This is a genomic window from Solemya velesiana gill symbiont, assembly GCF_002020805.1.
GTDB lineage: Bacteria > Pseudomonadota > Gammaproteobacteria > Chromatiales > Chromatiaceae > Sedimenticola_A.
The window spans coordinates 1-16458 of sequence record NZ_MPRJ01000053.1; the positions used below are offsets into that span (position 1 = coordinate 1).

20 protein-coding genes are annotated in these 16458 nt (G+C 56.9%); 2 read left to right on the forward strand and 18 right to left on the reverse strand.

Annotation, left to right across the window (positions count from 1 at the left end):
• Positions 1-78 precede the first annotated feature (78 nt).
• The 14 genes from BOW53_RS13940 to yidD all read right to left on the reverse strand — a co-directional run bounded on the left by BOW53_RS13940 (position 79) and on the right by yidD (position 11705).
• Positions 79-324: a TAXI family TRAP transporter solute-binding subunit gene (locus BOW53_RS13940; RefSeq protein ID WP_078487604.1), complete on the reverse strand. Its 246-nt coding sequence runs from the start codon at positions 322-324 to the stop codon at positions 79-81.
• Between the two features lie 544 nt (positions 325-868).
• A complete protein-coding gene (locus BOW53_RS08655) occupies positions 869-1672 on the reverse strand; it encodes a phosphate ABC transporter ATP-binding protein (RefSeq protein WP_135607049.1) in 804 nt (267 codons plus the stop codon).
• A gap of 162 nt (positions 1673-1834) precedes the next feature.
• Complete coding sequence (locus BOW53_RS08660) at positions 1835-2626, reverse strand: phosphate ABC transporter ATP-binding protein (protein ID WP_078487606.1); 792 nt, start codon at positions 2624-2626, stop codon at positions 1835-1837.
• Positions 2620-3510 carry a phosphate ABC transporter permease PstA gene (gene pstA, locus BOW53_RS08665; protein WP_078487607.1) on the reverse strand — a complete coding sequence of 297 codons (891 nt, stop codon included), beginning with the start codon at positions 3508-3510 and terminating at the stop codon, positions 2620-2622. The genes BOW53_RS08660 and pstA overlap by 7 nt, the downstream gene beginning before the upstream one ends.
• A gap of 23 nt (positions 3511-3533) precedes the next feature.
• Positions 3534-4466 (reverse strand): phosphate ABC transporter permease subunit PstC, encoded by a 933-nt coding sequence (gene pstC, locus BOW53_RS08670; RefSeq protein WP_078487608.1) that lies wholly within the window; start codon positions 4464-4466, stop codon positions 3534-3536.
• Positions 4467-4478: 12 nt separating this feature from the next.
• Entirely contained in the window at positions 4479-5543 is a 1065-nt protein-coding gene (locus BOW53_RS08675; protein WP_172838838.1) for a PhoU domain-containing protein, read from the reverse strand.
• Between the two features lie 68 nt (positions 5544-5611).
• Complete coding sequence (locus BOW53_RS08680; protein ID WP_078487610.1) at positions 5612-6508, reverse strand: phosphate ABC transporter substrate-binding protein; 897 nt, start codon at positions 6506-6508, stop codon at positions 5612-5614.
• Between the two features lie 272 nt (positions 6509-6780).
• Positions 6781-8061, reverse strand: a complete 1281-nt coding sequence (apgM, locus tag BOW53_RS08685) for a 2,3-bisphosphoglycerate-independent phosphoglycerate mutase (RefSeq protein WP_078487611.1) — start codon at positions 8059-8061, stop codon at positions 6781-6783.
• A 12-nt stretch (positions 8062-8073) separates the two neighbouring features.
• Positions 8074-9258 (reverse strand): hypothetical protein, encoded by a 1185-nt coding sequence (locus BOW53_RS08690; RefSeq protein ID WP_078487612.1) that lies wholly within the window; start codon positions 9256-9258, stop codon positions 8074-8076.
• An 81-nt stretch (positions 9259-9339) separates the two neighbouring features.
• On the reverse strand, positions 9340-9507 hold the full coding sequence (locus BOW53_RS12800) for a hypothetical protein (RefSeq protein ID WP_172838839.1): 168 nt from the start codon (positions 9505-9507) through the stop codon (positions 9340-9342).
• Complete coding sequence (locus tag BOW53_RS08695; RefSeq protein ID WP_245832071.1) at positions 9497-9853, reverse strand: hypothetical protein; 357 nt, start codon at positions 9851-9853, stop codon at positions 9497-9499. Before BOW53_RS08695 ends, BOW53_RS12800 begins: the two co-directional genes overlap by 11 nt.
• The gene (locus tag BOW53_RS08700; RefSeq protein ID WP_078487614.1) at positions 9817-10383 is read right to left on the reverse strand and encodes a hypothetical protein; all 567 of its coding nucleotides are present in this window, start codon (positions 10381-10383) and stop codon (positions 9817-9819) included. The genes BOW53_RS08695 and BOW53_RS08700 overlap by 37 nt, the downstream gene beginning before the upstream one ends.
• 6 nt (positions 10384-10389) lie before the next feature.
• A complete protein-coding gene (locus tag BOW53_RS08705; RefSeq protein ID WP_245832072.1) occupies positions 10390-11475 on the reverse strand; it encodes an SO_0444 family Cu/Zn efflux transporter in 1086 nt (361 codons plus the stop codon).
• Entirely contained in the window at positions 11472-11705 is a 234-nt protein-coding gene (yidD, locus tag BOW53_RS12930) for a membrane protein insertion efficiency factor YidD (RefSeq protein ID WP_216641096.1), read from the reverse strand. The genes BOW53_RS08705 and yidD overlap by 4 nt, the downstream gene beginning before the upstream one ends.
• A gap of 130 nt (positions 11706-11835) precedes the next feature.
• Here yidD and BOW53_RS08715 point away from each other — a divergent pair, with 130 nt between their 5' ends.
• Positions 11836-12387 carry a hypothetical protein gene (locus tag BOW53_RS08715; protein WP_078487616.1) on the forward strand — a complete coding sequence of 184 codons (552 nt, stop codon included), beginning with the start codon at positions 11836-11838 and terminating at the stop codon, positions 12385-12387.
• 2 nt (positions 12388-12389) lie between these two features.
• On the opposite strand, the gene BOW53_RS08720 is transcribed toward BOW53_RS08715, so the two are convergent.
• The 3 genes from BOW53_RS08720 to BOW53_RS08730 all read right to left on the reverse strand — a co-directional run bounded on the left by BOW53_RS08720 (position 12390) and on the right by BOW53_RS08730 (position 14885).
• Positions 12390-13157, reverse strand: coding sequence for an endonuclease/exonuclease/phosphatase family protein (locus BOW53_RS08720; RefSeq protein WP_078487617.1), 768 nt, complete (start codon positions 13155-13157; stop codon positions 12390-12392).
• Positions 13158-13197: 40 nt separating this feature from the next.
• Complete coding sequence (locus tag BOW53_RS08725; RefSeq protein ID WP_078487618.1) at positions 13198-13830, reverse strand: thiol:disulfide interchange protein DsbA/DsbL; 633 nt, start codon at positions 13828-13830, stop codon at positions 13198-13200.
• Positions 13831-14261: 431 nt separating this feature from the next.
• Complete coding sequence (locus BOW53_RS08730) at positions 14262-14885, reverse strand: c-type cytochrome (RefSeq protein WP_078487619.1); 624 nt, start codon at positions 14883-14885, stop codon at positions 14262-14264.
• Positions 14886-15556: 671 nt separating this feature from the next.
• On the opposite strand from BOW53_RS08730, the gene menA reads away from it, so the two are divergent.
• On the forward strand, positions 15557-16072 hold the full coding sequence (gene menA / locus BOW53_RS13730; RefSeq protein ID WP_342748425.1) for a 1,4-dihydroxy-2-naphthoate octaprenyltransferase: 516 nt from the start codon (positions 15557-15559) through the stop codon (positions 16070-16072).
• A 5-nt stretch (positions 16073-16077) separates the two neighbouring features.
• Here menA and BOW53_RS08740 read toward each other — a convergent pair whose 3' ends face one another.
• Complete coding sequence (locus tag BOW53_RS08740) at positions 16078-16392, reverse strand: EAL domain-containing protein (RefSeq protein WP_078487620.1); 315 nt, start codon at positions 16390-16392, stop codon at positions 16078-16080.
• Between the last annotated feature and the right edge of the window lie 66 nt (positions 16393-16458).

A 16458-nucleotide genomic window follows, 5' to 3' on the forward strand; every position in this document is an offset into this window, starting at 1 on the left:
CTGGAAAAAGAAAGTAATCTCAGGCCATAATCCGGCTATCTAGGCGGGTCAATATTAGATGCAAAACCTGGGTCAGTTTTAACTGCAAATCAACACGATATCCACTTCACCCGAGTGAACTTCATTGATATTCCTTACTGAGCCACCCTCCCGGTGATCACAGCGCATGCCCTGCCGCCGCAGTTCAGAATTGACCATCCGGCAAATGCTGTTGCTGACGACATAATAGACGCCGGTCTTACCACCGGTCCCGATGAGGATTTTTTTCTGCTCCGCCGCATTTACAAATGATTGGGCGCCAAAAAAGTGAGCGTCAAAACGGATACAACCAGCACTTTCTGTAGAAAATTGTTCATGGCATCACCCCTCCTCTTCCCTTTTGACACTAGGAGATGGAACCTAAATCCGACCAATCGACCCGGAAATAACAACATGGAGCGTATGATTCAGGTCAAATGCATCAGGTTCATTAACCCGGTTTATGACACTTGGTAGCACCGTTACGGATCGATATATTAATGATTATAGTTTTCGATCTGGCGTTGTGGTTTTAATGTAACCACCTAGCCAAGGTAATCAGGAGGGTATTGCCTGTAACCTTCCATGGAGAGTCGTTAGGCGAGTTTCGAAAGTCCACTGGACTTTCAAGCCCGAGAATAATCCAGCCAAGCAATAATTATAGAAGGTAATCGCAAGGAGCCATCCATGGCGGGTCGCTTACCGGACTTACTTTGTCCACTGAGCCCTGTAAGAAAGACTTTTCCTGCCATCCCTGGCGCAGCGCTGGCGCTCTTAATTACCCCCGGTCCCGCCATCCGTGGCGGGCCGTTCGGCAAAAAAGAGAGTCCACTGGACTCTCTTTTTTGCCTCACCCATACCGTCCTTCGATGTAGTCGGCAGTCTGTTGGGATTGGGGACTGACGAACAGCTGATCAGTTGTGGCGTGCTCCACCACCTTGCCCATGAGCATGAAGATACACTCTTCACTGGCACGGCGGGCCTGGGCCATGTTGTGGGTGACAATCAGGATGCTGTATTTTCCGCGCAGTTCCCAGATCAGTTCTTCCACCGCCGCAGTGCCCTTGGGGTCCAGTGCAGAACAGGGCTCGTCCATCAGCAGTACCCGGGGCTTCACTGGAAGTAGCCTGGCAATGCAGAGCTTCTGCTGCTCTTCAAGGGAGAGTTCAGTGGCCTTGCGGTTGAGACGGTCCTTCACCTTGTCCCACAGCAGTACCTGACGCAGGGCGTCCTCCACAATGCCGTCCTGCTCGGAACGGGAAGCCCTGCCGCCGGAGTGCAGCTTGTGGCCGAACAGAATGTTGTCGCGGATGGAAATGGGTAGCGGGTTGGGACGCTGAAAGACCATGCCGATCTGCTTGCGCACTTGTACCAGTTCAACGCTAGGATCGTAAATGTTCTGGCCGAAGACATCGATATTGCCCTCGATACGCACGTAGCCCAAGCGCTCGTTGATGCGGTTGACGCTGCGCAGATAGGTGGACTTGCCGCAACCGGAGGGACCGATCAACGAGGTGATCATCCCCTGGCGGATATTGAAATCCACATCATAGAGGGCCTGAAAGGTGCCATACCAGAGATTCAGTTTCTCTGTGCGAATGGCGTACTGCTGAGCCTGTTCGGTAGTTTCAGCTATCTGGGCTGCGTTGTTCATCATTCAGTTCTTTTATAACTGGCTGCCCCTTTTATTAAAGGGACATTGTTAGAGTCATATTCGACTCGATCTTGAATTCATCCCTGTAGCGATGACCCGGCCCGGTATCCATGGCGAGTCGTTCGTCGGACTTCCTTTGTCCACTAGACAAAGGATTCCTCCTCACCCAAAACGCCCCTCGACATAGTCGCGGGTGCGCTGATCCTTCACCTCGCCGGTAAACAGCGCCTCGGTCTCGCCGATTTCCACGCACTCTCCCTCCAGGAAGAAGGCGGTACGATCTGCCAGTCGACGGGCCTGTTGCACCAGGTTGGTGACCAGGATGATGGTCATCTCGTTTTTAAGGTCCTTGAGCACATCCTCGATGCGCATGGTGGTAACCGGATCCACCGCGATGGAGAACTCGTCGAGCATCAGTAGCTCCGGGTCCTGGGAGAGTGCACGGGCGATGGTCAGGCGCTGCTGCTGCCCTCCCGATAGCAGGCTTCCCAGGGAGTCGAGACGGTCCTTTACTTCGTCCCACAGCGCTGCGCGGGCCAGGCAACGCTCGACGATCACGTCCAGCTCTGCTTTATCCTTCACGCCTTTCAGGCGGGGAGCCAAGGCCACGTTTTCATAGACCGTAAGCGGCAAGCCGACAGGCAGGGGGAAGACCACCCCGATGCGGCTGCGGAGCGCGTAGACGTTACGCAGGTTGTAAACATCGCGTCCGTTGAAGCGCACGTCGCCGGCTACGTTCATGTTCGGGTTGAACATGTCCATGCGATTTATTGACTTGAGAAAAGAGGTCTTACCCGCGTTGGCGGGGCCGATAATTCCGAAGATCTCGTTCTCCCGCACCTCCAGGGAGACGTTGCTCAACGCAGGTTGGCCATCGTAACTGATCTCCAGGTTACTGACTTCCAGCTTGACTGGATGCTGCTCCACTGCAGCAGAAACTGCTTGGCTTACCATTTTTTCTTGCCTCGCAGATACATGCGGAACGCGATGGAAATGCTGTTCATTATGAGCACCATGCCGATCAGCACCAGCGCCACGCCGTAAGGTAGCGCCTCAGGCACATGGGGCACCTGGGTGGAGACCACGAACAGGTGAAGTGACATCGCCATGGTCTGGTCGAATACGCTCTGCGGCAGAAAAGGCAGGAAGAACGCCGCACCTGTAAACATGACCGGTGCGGTTTCACCAGTGGTTCTGGACACCTCGAGGATAACACCGGTGAGAATACCGCTGATGGAGTTGGGCAGCACCACCTTGCGGATGGTCTGCCAACGGGTCGCCCCCATGTTCCAGCACGCTTCGCGAAAAGCCTGGGGTACTGCCTGCAAGGATTCACGTGTTGCCACGATCACCACGGGCAGGGTCATGATCGCCAGGGTCAGGCTTGCCGCCAGGATGCTGGTACCGAAACCGAAGAAGATAACGAATGCTCCCACCCCAAACAGGGCGTGCACGATGGAGGGCACGCCGGCCAGGTTGATGATGGCCAGGTTGATCAGGCGGGTGAACCAGTTGTCCGGGGCGTACTCACTCAGGTAGATGGCTGCCGCCACGCCCAGGGGCACAGACACCAGCAGTGCCACCGTCACCAGCCACACGGTACCGAGCAGTGCGGGAAAAATTCCCCCGGCGGTCATGCCGTCGGTAGGATCGGTAAACAGGAAATCGATACTGAGGACGGCACTGCCTTTTACGACCAGGGTGGCGAGGATGATCACCACCGGTGTGATCAGCAGCAGGGTCATCAGCATGAACAGGGTACGGTAGAGTCCCTGCACCCGCTTGTTCTTTGCATTGAGTGCCGTTTCTTCAAACAGGCTCATGGTATCTTCTGTCATTGTGTTCTCTCGATACCGTTCCGTCATTTATTACGAATGCCGCGCACGATAAGGTCCGCGGTCAGGTTAATGACGAATGTGATTACGAAAAGGAATATGCCGATGGTGAACAGCGCCTGGTAATGGTCTGAACCCACGGCGGTTTCACCCAGTTCTGCCGCAATGGTAGCTGTCAGTGCACGCACAGAGTCGAACACACTGCCGGGGATGTTGATGGCATGACCGGTAGCCATCAGCACTGCCATGGTCTCGCCAAAGCCGCGCCCGACACCGAGCAGGACCGCCCCCAGCAGACCGTTCTTGGCGGCGGACAGCACCACCTTGAAGATCACCTGCCAGCGGGTCGCACCCATCGCCTCGGCCGCCTCGCGGTAGCGGTCGGGTACCGCTTTAAGCGCATCTTCGGCGATGGAGGTCATGATCGGCGCCGCCATCAGGCCGAGAATAACGCCGGCATTGAGCACGTTGAGCCCAACCGGCACATCAAACAGCTCGATGATCAGCGGGTTCATGATGGAGAGACCGATGAAACCCCAGACCACCGATGGTATCGCCGCCAACAGTTCCACCAGCACCTTCAGGGACTCGCGCTTCTTTCCGGTAGCGAACTCGCCGATATAGATTGCCGCACCCAGCGAGAAGGGGATGGCCACCAGCATCGCCAGGCCGGTGACACTGGCAGTACCCGCAATCAGCGCCAGGATACCGAAACTGGGTTCATCCTCATCGGTGGGCTCCCACCAGGGTGACATGAAGAATTCGCGGAAATCCAAGGTATCCAACAGAAAGCCGAAGCCTTCCATGGTGATGAATATGAAAATACCGATAATGAAAACGATGGCGGAGATGCCACCGATAAACACCAGCACCTGGACCAGCTTATCGATAAACCAGGCGAGATCGCGCCGGTCAAACGCGTCCATGATTTCAACGCTTGAGGGATTCTGCTCAGACATCAGCGACCACCCTCACTCGTCGCCACGGATCAGGGACATCAAGTCCTTGATCCGCACGGCCAACTCACGATAGGCCGCCTCGTAGCGAGCCTCGCCCTCTCCCTCGATATCCCGCAGCTGCCAGTTGATGACGGAAGCATGAAAGGGCATATTCTCTACAAATTCAGAAACCGGCGCATCCAGGCCAACCACCACGTGCTGGCTTGCCAATTCATGTGTGGTCATGTCTGCAATGGCTCGGCATCTGGTGGGCTCAAACTCTATGCCACGCTCCTGCAGAAAGGCAGCCAGGCCGCTCTCGATCTCTCCAGGCTCGCCGGCGACACTACCGAAGTTGCCTGTACTGGCCATCAGCTTGTTGCCGATCGCCTCGGCCATGGGAGCGAGAAAACTGCCATCCCGCTCCAGGAACAGTACCTTGTACACCTTGGCGCGCTTCTGCACCCCGGTGACCGCAAAGATGGTCTCCTCGCAGAGATTCTTCGCCTGGTCCACCACCCGTTTGAGGTTGGTGAAGATAACAAAAATGGCGAACAGCTCCTTCAGGTCTGTACCCGCCTCACCGCCCATCATGGCGTCGTAGATCTCGTTCAGATTGTGCTCGACCGGGTCGGCCATGACCATGGTGCCTTCGGCCAGGTCTGCATTGAGCTCGTTGAACGCCTTCACCGCCTGGCTCAGCATGGCCTGGGCACCGGTTGCCAGGTTGTCGAGCTGGCGCTCGATCTCACCGCTGGGGGGATTGGCCAGCTGTACCGCCTCGCGGGATATGGTTACCGCATAGTCACCGATGCGTTCCAGCTCGATGTTGCAGCGTATCGCCGAAGAGAGCAGTCGCAGGTGGCTGCCGCTGGGCAGGTGTACCGCGATAAAACTGTGGCACAGACGGTCTATCCGCCTCATCTCGCGATTGACGGGGTGATCGTTCAGTACCGTTGCGTATGCCTGGTCGCGGCTCCCGGTCTGCAGGGCGCGAATAGCATTGATGACCTGTTTCTCGACCTGCTCTGCCTGCTTGGCCAGTGCGGTACGAATTTCGTTGAGATCTTTTTCCAGGCGTTCTTCGAGATGAGACATGGTGCGCTTATTCCGGTTGGCAGAAGTCATTGATCGACCCGGGCGGCATGGCCCGGGTCAAACCGATATCAGTTGCAGCTGACGTCACGAACGGGGGCATAGCCCTTTTTCTTCAGGATGCACTGGCCTGCGTCGCTGAGGATCCAGTCCATGTAGGCCTTGACGGCTCCCTGGGGTTCACCATTGGTATACATCAGCAGGGGACGGGCGATGGGATAGCTGCGATCGCTGGCGGTTTTGACGCTCGGACTGACACAGTCCTTACCCTCTTCAGTAGCGATGCAGGCCATCTTGATGTGGTCAGTCGCGTAGGCGAGACCGCTGTAGCCGATGGCGCAAGGGGTCTTTTCAACCAGGTCCACGACATCCTTCGAGCCGTGCATATCCAGGGTACCCATACGGTACTTGCTCTTGGCGATGACGCCTGCCTTGGCTGCGGTCTTGAGTACCGCTTTCTGGTAGTAAGCGTAGGTGCCTGAGTTGTTCTGGCGGCTGACCACCACGATTTTACCTTTTTTACAGCCAGGAACGGTAACACCCAGGTCACTCCAGTTTTCAGCGCCGCCACCGCGACCGTAGATCTTCGCCAGTTGGGCAATGCTCAAGGTGTTTATCGGGTTGTCATTGTGCAGGAAGACCGCGAGGGCATCGTAACCCACCACATGCTCGATCGGGTTCTGACCTGCATCCTTCGCTCTCTTGATCTCCTTCTTCTTCATCTTGCGGCTGGCGTTGGCGATATCGACCGTGCCGTTGATCATGGCGGCGATACCGGTACCGGAACCGCCTCCTGAGACGGCGACGGCCACTTCAGAATCGACATTACGGTACTCTTCCGCCCAGGCCTGGGCTACGTTAACCAGGGTGTCGGAACCCTTGTTCTGAATCACGGTACGGGCAGAGACGCTGGTGGAGACCAGGCAGATGATCGCTGCGACTGCAGTCAGGTGACGAGTTGCTCTCATTTCACGATTACTCCGAATACCTTGGACCATTCAGCACCCCTTCATCCATTGGATCGGACGCCTGCACAGCCCTGTTTCAAAATCCCCGGGACAGCAATAATTGCCGACACCTTGGGCGTATCCAGCCACAATATGTCAGGTGTGTTACACGAATATTACAAGATTACATTTTCTTTGCATTTACCTGCCACAAGACAACGCAATGACCTATGCGGTCTGCAGTTTGTGCAGATGCAACAATTACAAAGAAGGATCCAAGATACTAAGCAAGGCTAATAGTAGAGCGGCTCGTGCCTGGGCTTGTAGTTTTCCGACCAGCCCATGGCATCCAGCACCGAGGCCACCAGCGAGGTCCCGGATATTCTTCCCAACCCTCCGACGATACAGCTGGATTCGCCGTATTGTGCCACCCCATCCCGGCGACCACCGGGAGAATAGAGGATGGAGGGTACGGGGTCCCCGGTGTGACGTCCCGAGTCACAGTCGGTAGAGTGATCCCCGGTCACCGCAACCACCAGTTCCCTGGAAAGCAGGGGAGCCAATGCACTGTCTATCCGCTCCAGCAACCGCGCCTTGCCTTCCGGGTCATGATCATGAGAACAGATGTCAGGTCCCTTGATGTGCATAAACACCAGGTCGTGACTTTCAAGCAGCATGGCCGCTGCCTCGACCTTGGCCTCCAGGTCGGTAGTTGGCAGGGAGTTGAAGCGGGGATCGGAATGCACCGTGTAGCCGAACAGGCGGCCGAGACCGAGCACCGTACTCTCTCCGGCAACCACCGCGGCCTTCACCCCAAAGCGGTTGAAGATACTTTCCAGGGGATCCATCACTCCCGCACTTCGGCAGATAACGCCGTTGGCCGGCGGCAGCCCCAATTCCGTTCGCTTCCGGTTTACCGGGTGCCCTTCCAGTTTCTCCTGGGCGATCCGGGTGAATCTGTTGATAGCCTCGGCGGTATTTTCCGCAAGAGAATCGGACGAATCTGAGCCGCGGCTGTTCAGCACCATGCCATGGGGTGCACCGCCACCGGGATCGGTATCGGTCACATTGGCAGAAAACTGACCGCCCGAGAGCTGCAGCACCATGCGATGCTGGGTTGCCGGCATCAGCCTGGCTGTCACGCCCTCGCCCAAGTCGATATCAGAAAGGGAGGCGGCCAGCTCCTCCGCCCCGGCGTTGATCCGCCCTGCCCGGCGGTCACGAATTACAAACTTCTCCCCATCCGGCTCCAGGGTAGCCAGGTTGCATCGCATCAGCAGATCCCCCGCTTCCGGTTCCAGCTCAATACCTGCAGCCTCTACCGGCCCCCGGGCCAGGGAACGCGCCCTTGATGGTGAGAGCCCGAAAAGGATAGCGGTACCCACATGGGTTCCCACGGGCACGCCCGGAAACAGGGGGTCGATCATACCTCCGAGCCCACGAGCTACAAGTTGGTCCAGGTTAGGTGTAGCTGCCCGTTCCAGTGACGTTTTGCCAGCCAGCACCGCAGAAGGGCGATCACCAACTCCATCAAGGATAATAAACAGCCCCTTGCACTTACCCTCTGCGTCCATAGTCTCGTCCTGCTACTGAAAAACCAGATCCGGCTTGGTGGAAAAGCGTTCGAAGAGGGCATCCATAATCGCCTCCACGCACTGCTGAATAGTCACTTCCTTGCTGTCGTTATGTATGATCGGGATCCCGGCGCGATCCGCCTCGGAGAGCAGAAAGGACTGCAGCCGCCAAATGGCATCGAAGTGCTCTAGGTGAGCCTCTGCCGCGCGGGCAGGCGCCATGTCCAGCCGGCCACGCAGCCGCCGCCTCAGCTGTTTCTCTTTGAGTACCGCCAGCATAATCGGCACCACGATAGCATCGTTTTCCTCGGGCAGTTTATCCAATAGTGCGGGATGCACATGCACCCCCTCCAGGATAAGTGAGACGCGCTCACGCAGGGCTCGTTGAATCACTGCTTCGCAGGGCACCGAGAGGCTTTCAGTCTGGGAGAGGTAACCTTCAGCAATCACCCCTTCCGGATCCGCCTTGAAATCACCGGGCGCCGGCAAGACGGTCCAGGCAAAGAAGGAGGAGGTGTGAATAACCGGCATCAAGCGTTCTGGAATCATCATGCGCATCACTTCCCGTAACATATCCGTGGACTGGGTTCGCACGATACCCAGGCGATGGGCAATCTCGGTGGCGATGGTACTCTTCCCGCAGCCGGTGGTACCCCCGAACAACAGTAACAGGGGGCGCCCGCTGTGGATGAACTCCCGCCACACCAGATAACGCCGCGCCTTTGCTTCACCCATGTGATTGGTAAGGCAGTCATAGGTGATATGACCAATCTCGCTGGACCTGATCTCCTTGGCATGCTGATCCATCAACCGCCTGAAGACGTGACCCGCCGCAACGGTACTCTCTTCCAGGGTCAGCCCGCAGGACTCCAGGGAGTGCTGGAGCTGAAACCGGGAGAAGGCGCTCTTCTGCCCTTCGGCATCACTCACCATGATGGTGTCCTGGGAACGCCCGCCCACCTGGTAGGCACTGACCACGGATTCCCCTACAATGGCTTCAAGACGCCCTACCACCAGCTTGCGAAGCTCTACCGTGCTGATCTCGTCGCGATCACTCAGCTCATCCCGGATCTCCGAGGCCAACTTATAGGCCTGGTCAAACGGCAGGCCGGCATCCGAAAGGGAACCCGTTAGCACGCCCCTCAAAAAGGGTACGTGGGTTCCGTCAACCGGGTCGCTCACATAAAGTTTCGCCATAGGGTTCCATTTATCCTGGGCGGTCTAAAGATAGAGGTTATTGTATGCAGTGACAGCGAATATTGCAGCCCAAGGGGAAAGTTATCCCACAATCATGCTGATTCCCGGGAGTGCCTCCTCCACCTCGGATTCCCCTAGGTCTTCATATTTCTCCACGTCAAACAGTGTATAACCACCCGCCATCTCATACCATGCAAAGCTCTCGCTCCACTCTGCAGGCGAGTGACTGCCATGGCGCCTACGCGGCATGCAGTAGACCACTGCCCGGCAGATAAACCAGGTTGTAGGTGGTTTCTACCTGATGCAAAGCGGCGAGGATTTTCCATGCCGTATCAGGCGAATCGAAACGATAGCACTGCGCAGGATAAACCTCCCCGCCGCCATTATGCTGCCATCTTTCATGGGCTACCGGCAGCGGCTTATCCCGCAGAAACATCTGGAAATGGAGATGGTTTACGGATGCGCCTGCCCCGTAGCTGTTATAGCCAAAGCCCACCCCCGGCAGTGTCTCCCCCAGTAAACGGGTGACATGCCAGATGTACTCATTGTCCTCTTCCGTCAACAGCTGTGGCCTGCCCTTGCGGGGTTCCGGCACAAGCAGCCCATGAAGATCGACGAAAGGAAACTTGTTATAAAGCAGTGAACAATCCCGGCCAGCCAGCCGTGCCAAAAGACCTCCTTTCTGAGGAATGGCTTGTTGAAATGAAAGCCATCCGGATCGAAAGGTGCCGATACCCCTTCTGTCTTCTTGCCTGTCATGCGGGGCGGACGAAACGAACGAAGCTGGTTGAATTGAACTTCCCAGGGGCCGGCCTGCCTGAAAACCGTGTTCTGATGATTATCAAAACCCAGCGTCATCAGGCACCGAAACACCTGGAGATCATCCTCGGCATCATCCAGCAACAGACCCTGCTGCTGTCGCTCGATCATGGATTGGGCGAGATAGCGATACTTTTCCTGCAGGGGGTCGGCAAGACGCTCCCACAGGGCAGAATCGAAACCGGCGTTGGCCAGCACCAGGATATAGACACCCAGCTCGTCGAAATCGGTCAGCAACGACGCCAACTGTCTCTCGAAGTTCAGGCGAAACTCGACCGGGGATTCAAACGGCGAAGCAACAGGCACGCGATCTCAGTCCTCACCCTTTGATACCGGCAGTATCAGCCGACGCAACGGCTTTATTCCCATCACCAGAAGCAGCAACAGGCACGCCACGGAAAGCATTATCGGAGGCCCATTCGCCTGGGAAGCGCCACCGTCAACTGAAACCAATTCATGCAAGGCAAATAACTCGATGGCTGCATCCGGTCCCAGGCCAAGCAGAATACTCATACCACCGACACCGAACAGGTAGGCAAATAGCGCCTTCTGCCCAAGCTCCTTTCTCACCAACGCCAGACCCGCCAGGTTGCTTGCAGGTCCTGCAAGCAGAAAAACCAGCACCGTCCCCGGCGAGACCCCGGTGAACAGCATGGCATGGGCGATGGGTGTACTTGCGGTGGCACACACATACATGGCCACCGAGATAAGCATGATCAGCAGCATCGGCAGCAGACCGCTGCCCCAGGCCGAGAGCAGATCAGGAGGTACCAGCGTGATCACCGCACCTGCTGCCAGGATGCCGATCAGCAGCAAGAGCGCCAGGTCGTCGAGCAGGTCACTGAAGGCATAGATCAGACCATCACGTGCGCGCCCTCCCCAGCCCTTGGCAGGTTCCTTTGCATCACAGGCGCACGAATCGTCGCCACAGGGCGCGGGCTCAACGGTCAGCGACACTTCGAGGGGCGAGCTCTTTCTCGGAGCGACGGTCTCCCCTTCGGTTCGACCTACAAGCAACCCTGCACTGACCGCCGAGATGATTGCCGCAATAGGCCGTACAACCGCCATCAGCGGACCCAGCAATACCCAGGAAAGCGCAACCGAATCCACCCCCGTCTCCGGCGTTGCGATGAGGAACGAGGTAGTCGACGCCTTGGAAGCCCCACTGCGGCGCAGCGAAAAGGCCACTGGCAGTGTTCTACAGGAGCAGAGAGGAAGCGGCGCACCGATGATCGCCGCACGAAATACTGATCTTGCTCCACTGCCCCCTATGGCACGGGAAACGAGATCCATGGGTAGCCAGGCCCTGATCAGGCCTGCCGCAACAAGCCCAAGCACCAGCCAGGGCGCAGATTCCAGTGCCATGTCGAGGGTATTTTGAAGAAAGAGCGTTATCAATGGTCCTGCTTCTTCTTGGGCTCAGGCACCGGATCGACACCGCCCTCGTGAAACGGGTGACAACGTGATATCCGCTTGATGCCGAGCCACAGACCACGCAATAAACCGTGCTTCTCCACAGCCTCCTGGGTGTAAGAGGAACAGGAGGGATAGTAGCGGCAGTTATTGCCAAGAAAAGGGCTGATCAAATAACTGTAGCCCTTGATTAGCAGTATAAAAAAAAGCTTCATGACTCCGGGCTCTGCCCGCCTTGCAGCATGATGAGAACTGTTATCAATAATATCACAACAGATTGAAATCCAGCCCTCCCGGGGAAATCTGCTACTATCCGGTGCCTGATTTGATCGGACAATATGAGCCATGAGCACAGGAAAACTCCTTCTTCACCTCCCTGGCGACAACCTGCCTCAGGATATCGCTGCCCTTGAAAAGGGCCTGCGTGAAATCGGGCTTATCGGTGAATCACTGAACCGTGCCGAGCATATTTTCCAGGCTGGGGAGCGTTTTCTGCACCTGGTCACCTTTCTGGGCTGCTCACCTTATGTACGGTTCGAACCGGAAGATGATCAGGACGAAGACTTCTGCTACATCAAGCTCAGCGGTCCCCACAACAGGGTCCAGTTCCGCCGGGGAAGCAATACCCAGCGGCCGGGCTGTCCCGGCTGTCGCCGGAAAATATCCGACACGGACGAAATGATCGAGAACTGGCTGACCACTGGCAAGTCCTGTACCTGCCCCCACTGCGGCGCTCATTTCGACGCACCTGAACTGCGCTGGCGTCAGAGCGCAGGATTCGGCCGCTTCTTCATCGAGGTGAACAGCGTCTTTCCCTGTGAAGCGATCCCGTCACAGGAGTTGCTGAATCACCTCAAGGGTGATGGCGAGGCGTGGGAGTTCTTTTATATCCAGTAGCCCTAGGCTGCCAGGTCCATCCCCTTGGGGATCACTATGTCGATACCGATGGGCAGGTGGTCGGAGAGGGGGTAGTCGAGAACCCGGGCATTCTCAACCCGAAGAGACTCTGAGACCAGGATGTGGTCGAGCTTTCGCATCGGGCGCCAGCTGGGAAAGGTGCTCTGATCACAGACCGGTTCCTGCAGATCCACGCGCTGACGCAGCAGGCGCATCTCCCTGGAATCGCAGCTGCAGTTCAAATCACCCATGATCACCACATGTGTGAGGGCACTTACCAGGTCGCTGACATATGCCAGCTGGCGCAGTCGCGCCCTCCTGCTCAGCGCCAGGTGCAGGATACAGACTGAGAGCCCGGTGACACCTCCAAAGCGACAGAGTATGAGTCCACGCCCGGGCAATCCCGGGAGTTTATGCTCACTTATATGGGAGGGCCGGATACGGCTCAACATGCCGTTGCTGTGCTGGGCCAGTTTACCCAAATTGCGGTTGACCTGTTTGTACCAGTGGGCAAAACCGGCACGATGGGCGAGGTACTCGGTCTGGTCCACAAAGCCGCTGCGAAGACTGCCCGCATCCACTTCCTGCAGTCCAATCACATCATACTGCTGGATCATGGTGGCGATACGATTCAGATTTTGCAGGCGCTCACGGTGGGGCAACATGTGCTTCCAGCCCTGGGTTACATACTGGCGGTAATGCCGTGTATCCACCCCGGCCTGGATGTTGTAACTGAGCAGTTTCAACCGATGAGCGTCAGCGTGCCCCACTTGTTCCTATCCCCGCGTTACAGAACTGGCCCAACAATGATTATTTCTTCTCCTTTTCCACCCTGTCGATCAGGTAATCTGTCACTTGCATCATCACGTCGCCATGCAGGCCACTGGTGGTGTACTTCCCGTCGACTACCAGGGTCGGTACCCCCTGCACGTTGAACCGCTGGGCCAATATCGCGGCACGCCGCGCCTGGGTTTGCACGGCAAAGGATTTCATCGCCTTGCGGTAGGCTTCGACATCCACCTTGTTCTCCTCCAGGAAATCCTCCATGGCATCCTGGGTGTCGAGGCGGCGTTTCTCATCGTGCATGGCATGGAAGATCTTGACGTGCATCTGCTCAGCCACCCCCATTAACTTTAGCGCATAGAAGGTCTTTGCGTGGAGAATCACGTTCGCACGGCTGAACATGGCGGGAATAGGCACGAACTCAACATTCTCCGGCTTGTTTCGCAGCCAGTTGATCAGGTGTGGCTCAAGATTGTAGCAGTGACTGCAGCCGTACCAGAAAAACTCCAGTACCAGTACCTTTCCCTCTTCAGCCCCGGGCTGCGCCGGAATCACCTCGAAGTAGTGCAGATCCTCTTCGAACTTCGGTTCAGCCTGGACACCCAGGGAAAAAATGCTCGCAAACAGCATCAGGGACCGGGCGATTACACGCTTCTTCATTCTTACACCTCGTAAACGGAGAGTTCGGCAGTATTAAAAATCTGATCTCAGAGTCAGACAGCAGAGGCACCTGGAATGGCACCCCTACGCAGGGATGGGACATGAACGGAGTCGAAGAGTTCAACACCAGCATCTACGAAGCCGCTATATCGACTCCCAAGCCACACTGCGGGTGTTCTTTACCCTCCGCCCCCCTCCTCAAGGTTTCAGGGATTTCTTTGTAGGAGCGAACTTGTTCGCGATCGGCTTCAAATCAGTTCAGATCGCGAACAAGTTCGCTCCTACACAGGCCGTATCCCTACGGCGCCCCAAGGAGTGCCTGTCAGCAGCCTAAGCCATTAAATAGCTGCCCCGTTATTTACAAACAGCGCAAAAAAAGGGCAGCCAACCGGCTGCCCTTTTTCGATCAGTCAGAGCGACTGGAGATTCGATTAACGCAGACCCTGGATGTACTGGGATACCGCAGTGATCTCTTCGTCGGTCATCTTGGCGGCAACGCCCTGCATCATCTTGCCGACGTCGTTTGCACGGGCACCGCTGCGGAAGTCCTTCAGGGCCTTCTCGGTGTAGGCGGCGTGCTGACCGCTGATGCGGGGGAAGTTGGCAGCCGGGTTACCGAGACCGGCAGGGCCGTGGCAGGCCATGCAAGCCGCAACACCGGTTGCAGTATTGCCGGCACGGAACATCTTCTCACCCGCTTGGACCTGGTCGGCTGCGGCGATGCCGTCGGACTGCTTCTGGCTGCTGTAGTAAGCGGCCAGGTCAGCCATGTCCTGCTCGGAGAGTGCGGCAACCATTCCCATCATGATGGGGTCCTTGCGCGCCTGGGTCTTGAAATCAGCCATCTGTTTCGCCAGGTAACTTGCATGCTGACCAGCCAGCTTGGGCCAGGTAGCGGCAGGGCCGGACGGGACGGGGCTGTTGCCGTCAGGGCCGTGGCAAGCCATGCATACTGCAGACTTGGCCTTGCCAGCCGCTGCATCACCACCTGCGGCCTGAACGCCACCTGTTGCCAAAGCCAATGCGATAGAAACTGATACGAGCCACTTGTTCATGGTCAATCCTACTGAATTCTTAAGCTAAAAAATCTATTGATAACCTGCCCGTCCCCTTGGACCAGCGGGCCGCCAGCACATCCGCGCCGACGATTAAAACCTGTTGGGACAACCCCTGCCTGTAAATATGCGGACACCACCTTGCTAGGCGTGCGCATAAATAAAGCCGTGCATGTATATCAAATTGGGGCGGGAGCGGTCAAATCAGCACATCTTATATGGGTGTTATCAAATCACAATTCTTCCGCTTTGCCACTATTGGACGGTATAGTTCGGATACGCCTGAAAACAGACATATTCATGCCCAATATCGACCACTGGCTACTTGCCATTCGACCAAAAACCCTCAGCATCTCCGTTGCCCCGGTGGTGGCGGGAAGCAGCCTCGAATGGTCAGAAACAGGCCAACTGCTCTGGCTCCCGGCAACGATCGCACTGCTTGCCGCCCTCCTGATCCAGGTGGGCACCAATCTCCACAATGACGCCGAGGATTTTGAACGGGGAGCAGACGGCGCGGACAGATTGGGTCCGCCAAGGGCATCTGCCCAGGGCTGGTTCACCCCGCACCAGGTAAAAAAGGGGGCTCTTGCCAGTTTCTGCCTGGCCTTTGTCGCCGGCATCTACCTGGCCTGGTTCGGGGCTGGCCCATCGTCATCATCGGCCTGCTCTCCCTGGCGGCGGGCTTCGCCTATACCGGCGGACCACGCCCCATCGCCTACAGCGCTGGCGGAGAACTGTTTGTTTTCCTTTTTTTCGGGCTGGCGGCCGTCACGGGCAGCTACTACCTTCAGACCTTCGTTATCTCCCTCTCCGCCCTCGTGGTTGCCACGGGTGTTGGCCTGGTGGCTTCGGCCGTGCTGCTGGTCAACAACTACCGCGACCTTGAGAGTGACAGAAAGGCACGCAAACTGACCCTCAGCCACCATCTCGGCAGAGACAATGCACAAAAGCTCTATGCCCTGCTCCTGCTGCTGCCATTCCTGGTACCCCTGTGGCCACATTTGCCTCAGCCCGGCAGTTGGCTGGCTATCCTCTGCCTGCCCTGGGCACTGCGCCTGGTGAGGCGCTTTTTCCTGGAGGAACCCGGCCCGCAATTTAACCAGGTACTGGTCCAGACCGCTCAGCTGCAACTGCTCTACAGCATCCTCCTCAGTACCGGGCTGTTGGTGGAAATCCTCCCGCAATAGGGATCTTATGCCGGCACCTCGGGCTCAATTGATTTCATTTCACTGAGCCAGCCGGTCAAAACATCCGCCTCCATCGCCCGGCTATAGAGCCAACCCTGCATAAATTCGCACCCCTGGCTTCGGAGATAATCCAGCTGACCATACTCAGAGACCCCCTCGGCTACTACATCCAGGCCGAGGTTGTGGGCCAGTGCTATGACCCCCCGCACGATTTCCCGGCTATCGGTATCCCGATGCAGGTCCCGGACGAAGGAGCGGTCGATCTTCAGGGTATGGATAGGCAAATGCTTAAGGATGGTCTGAAAACTTAGAGTTTTCATTCACCAGGCACCCAAATTCAAATATCCGTCAAATAAGCCTGTCTTTTATCCCCGAATTGGCCTTGA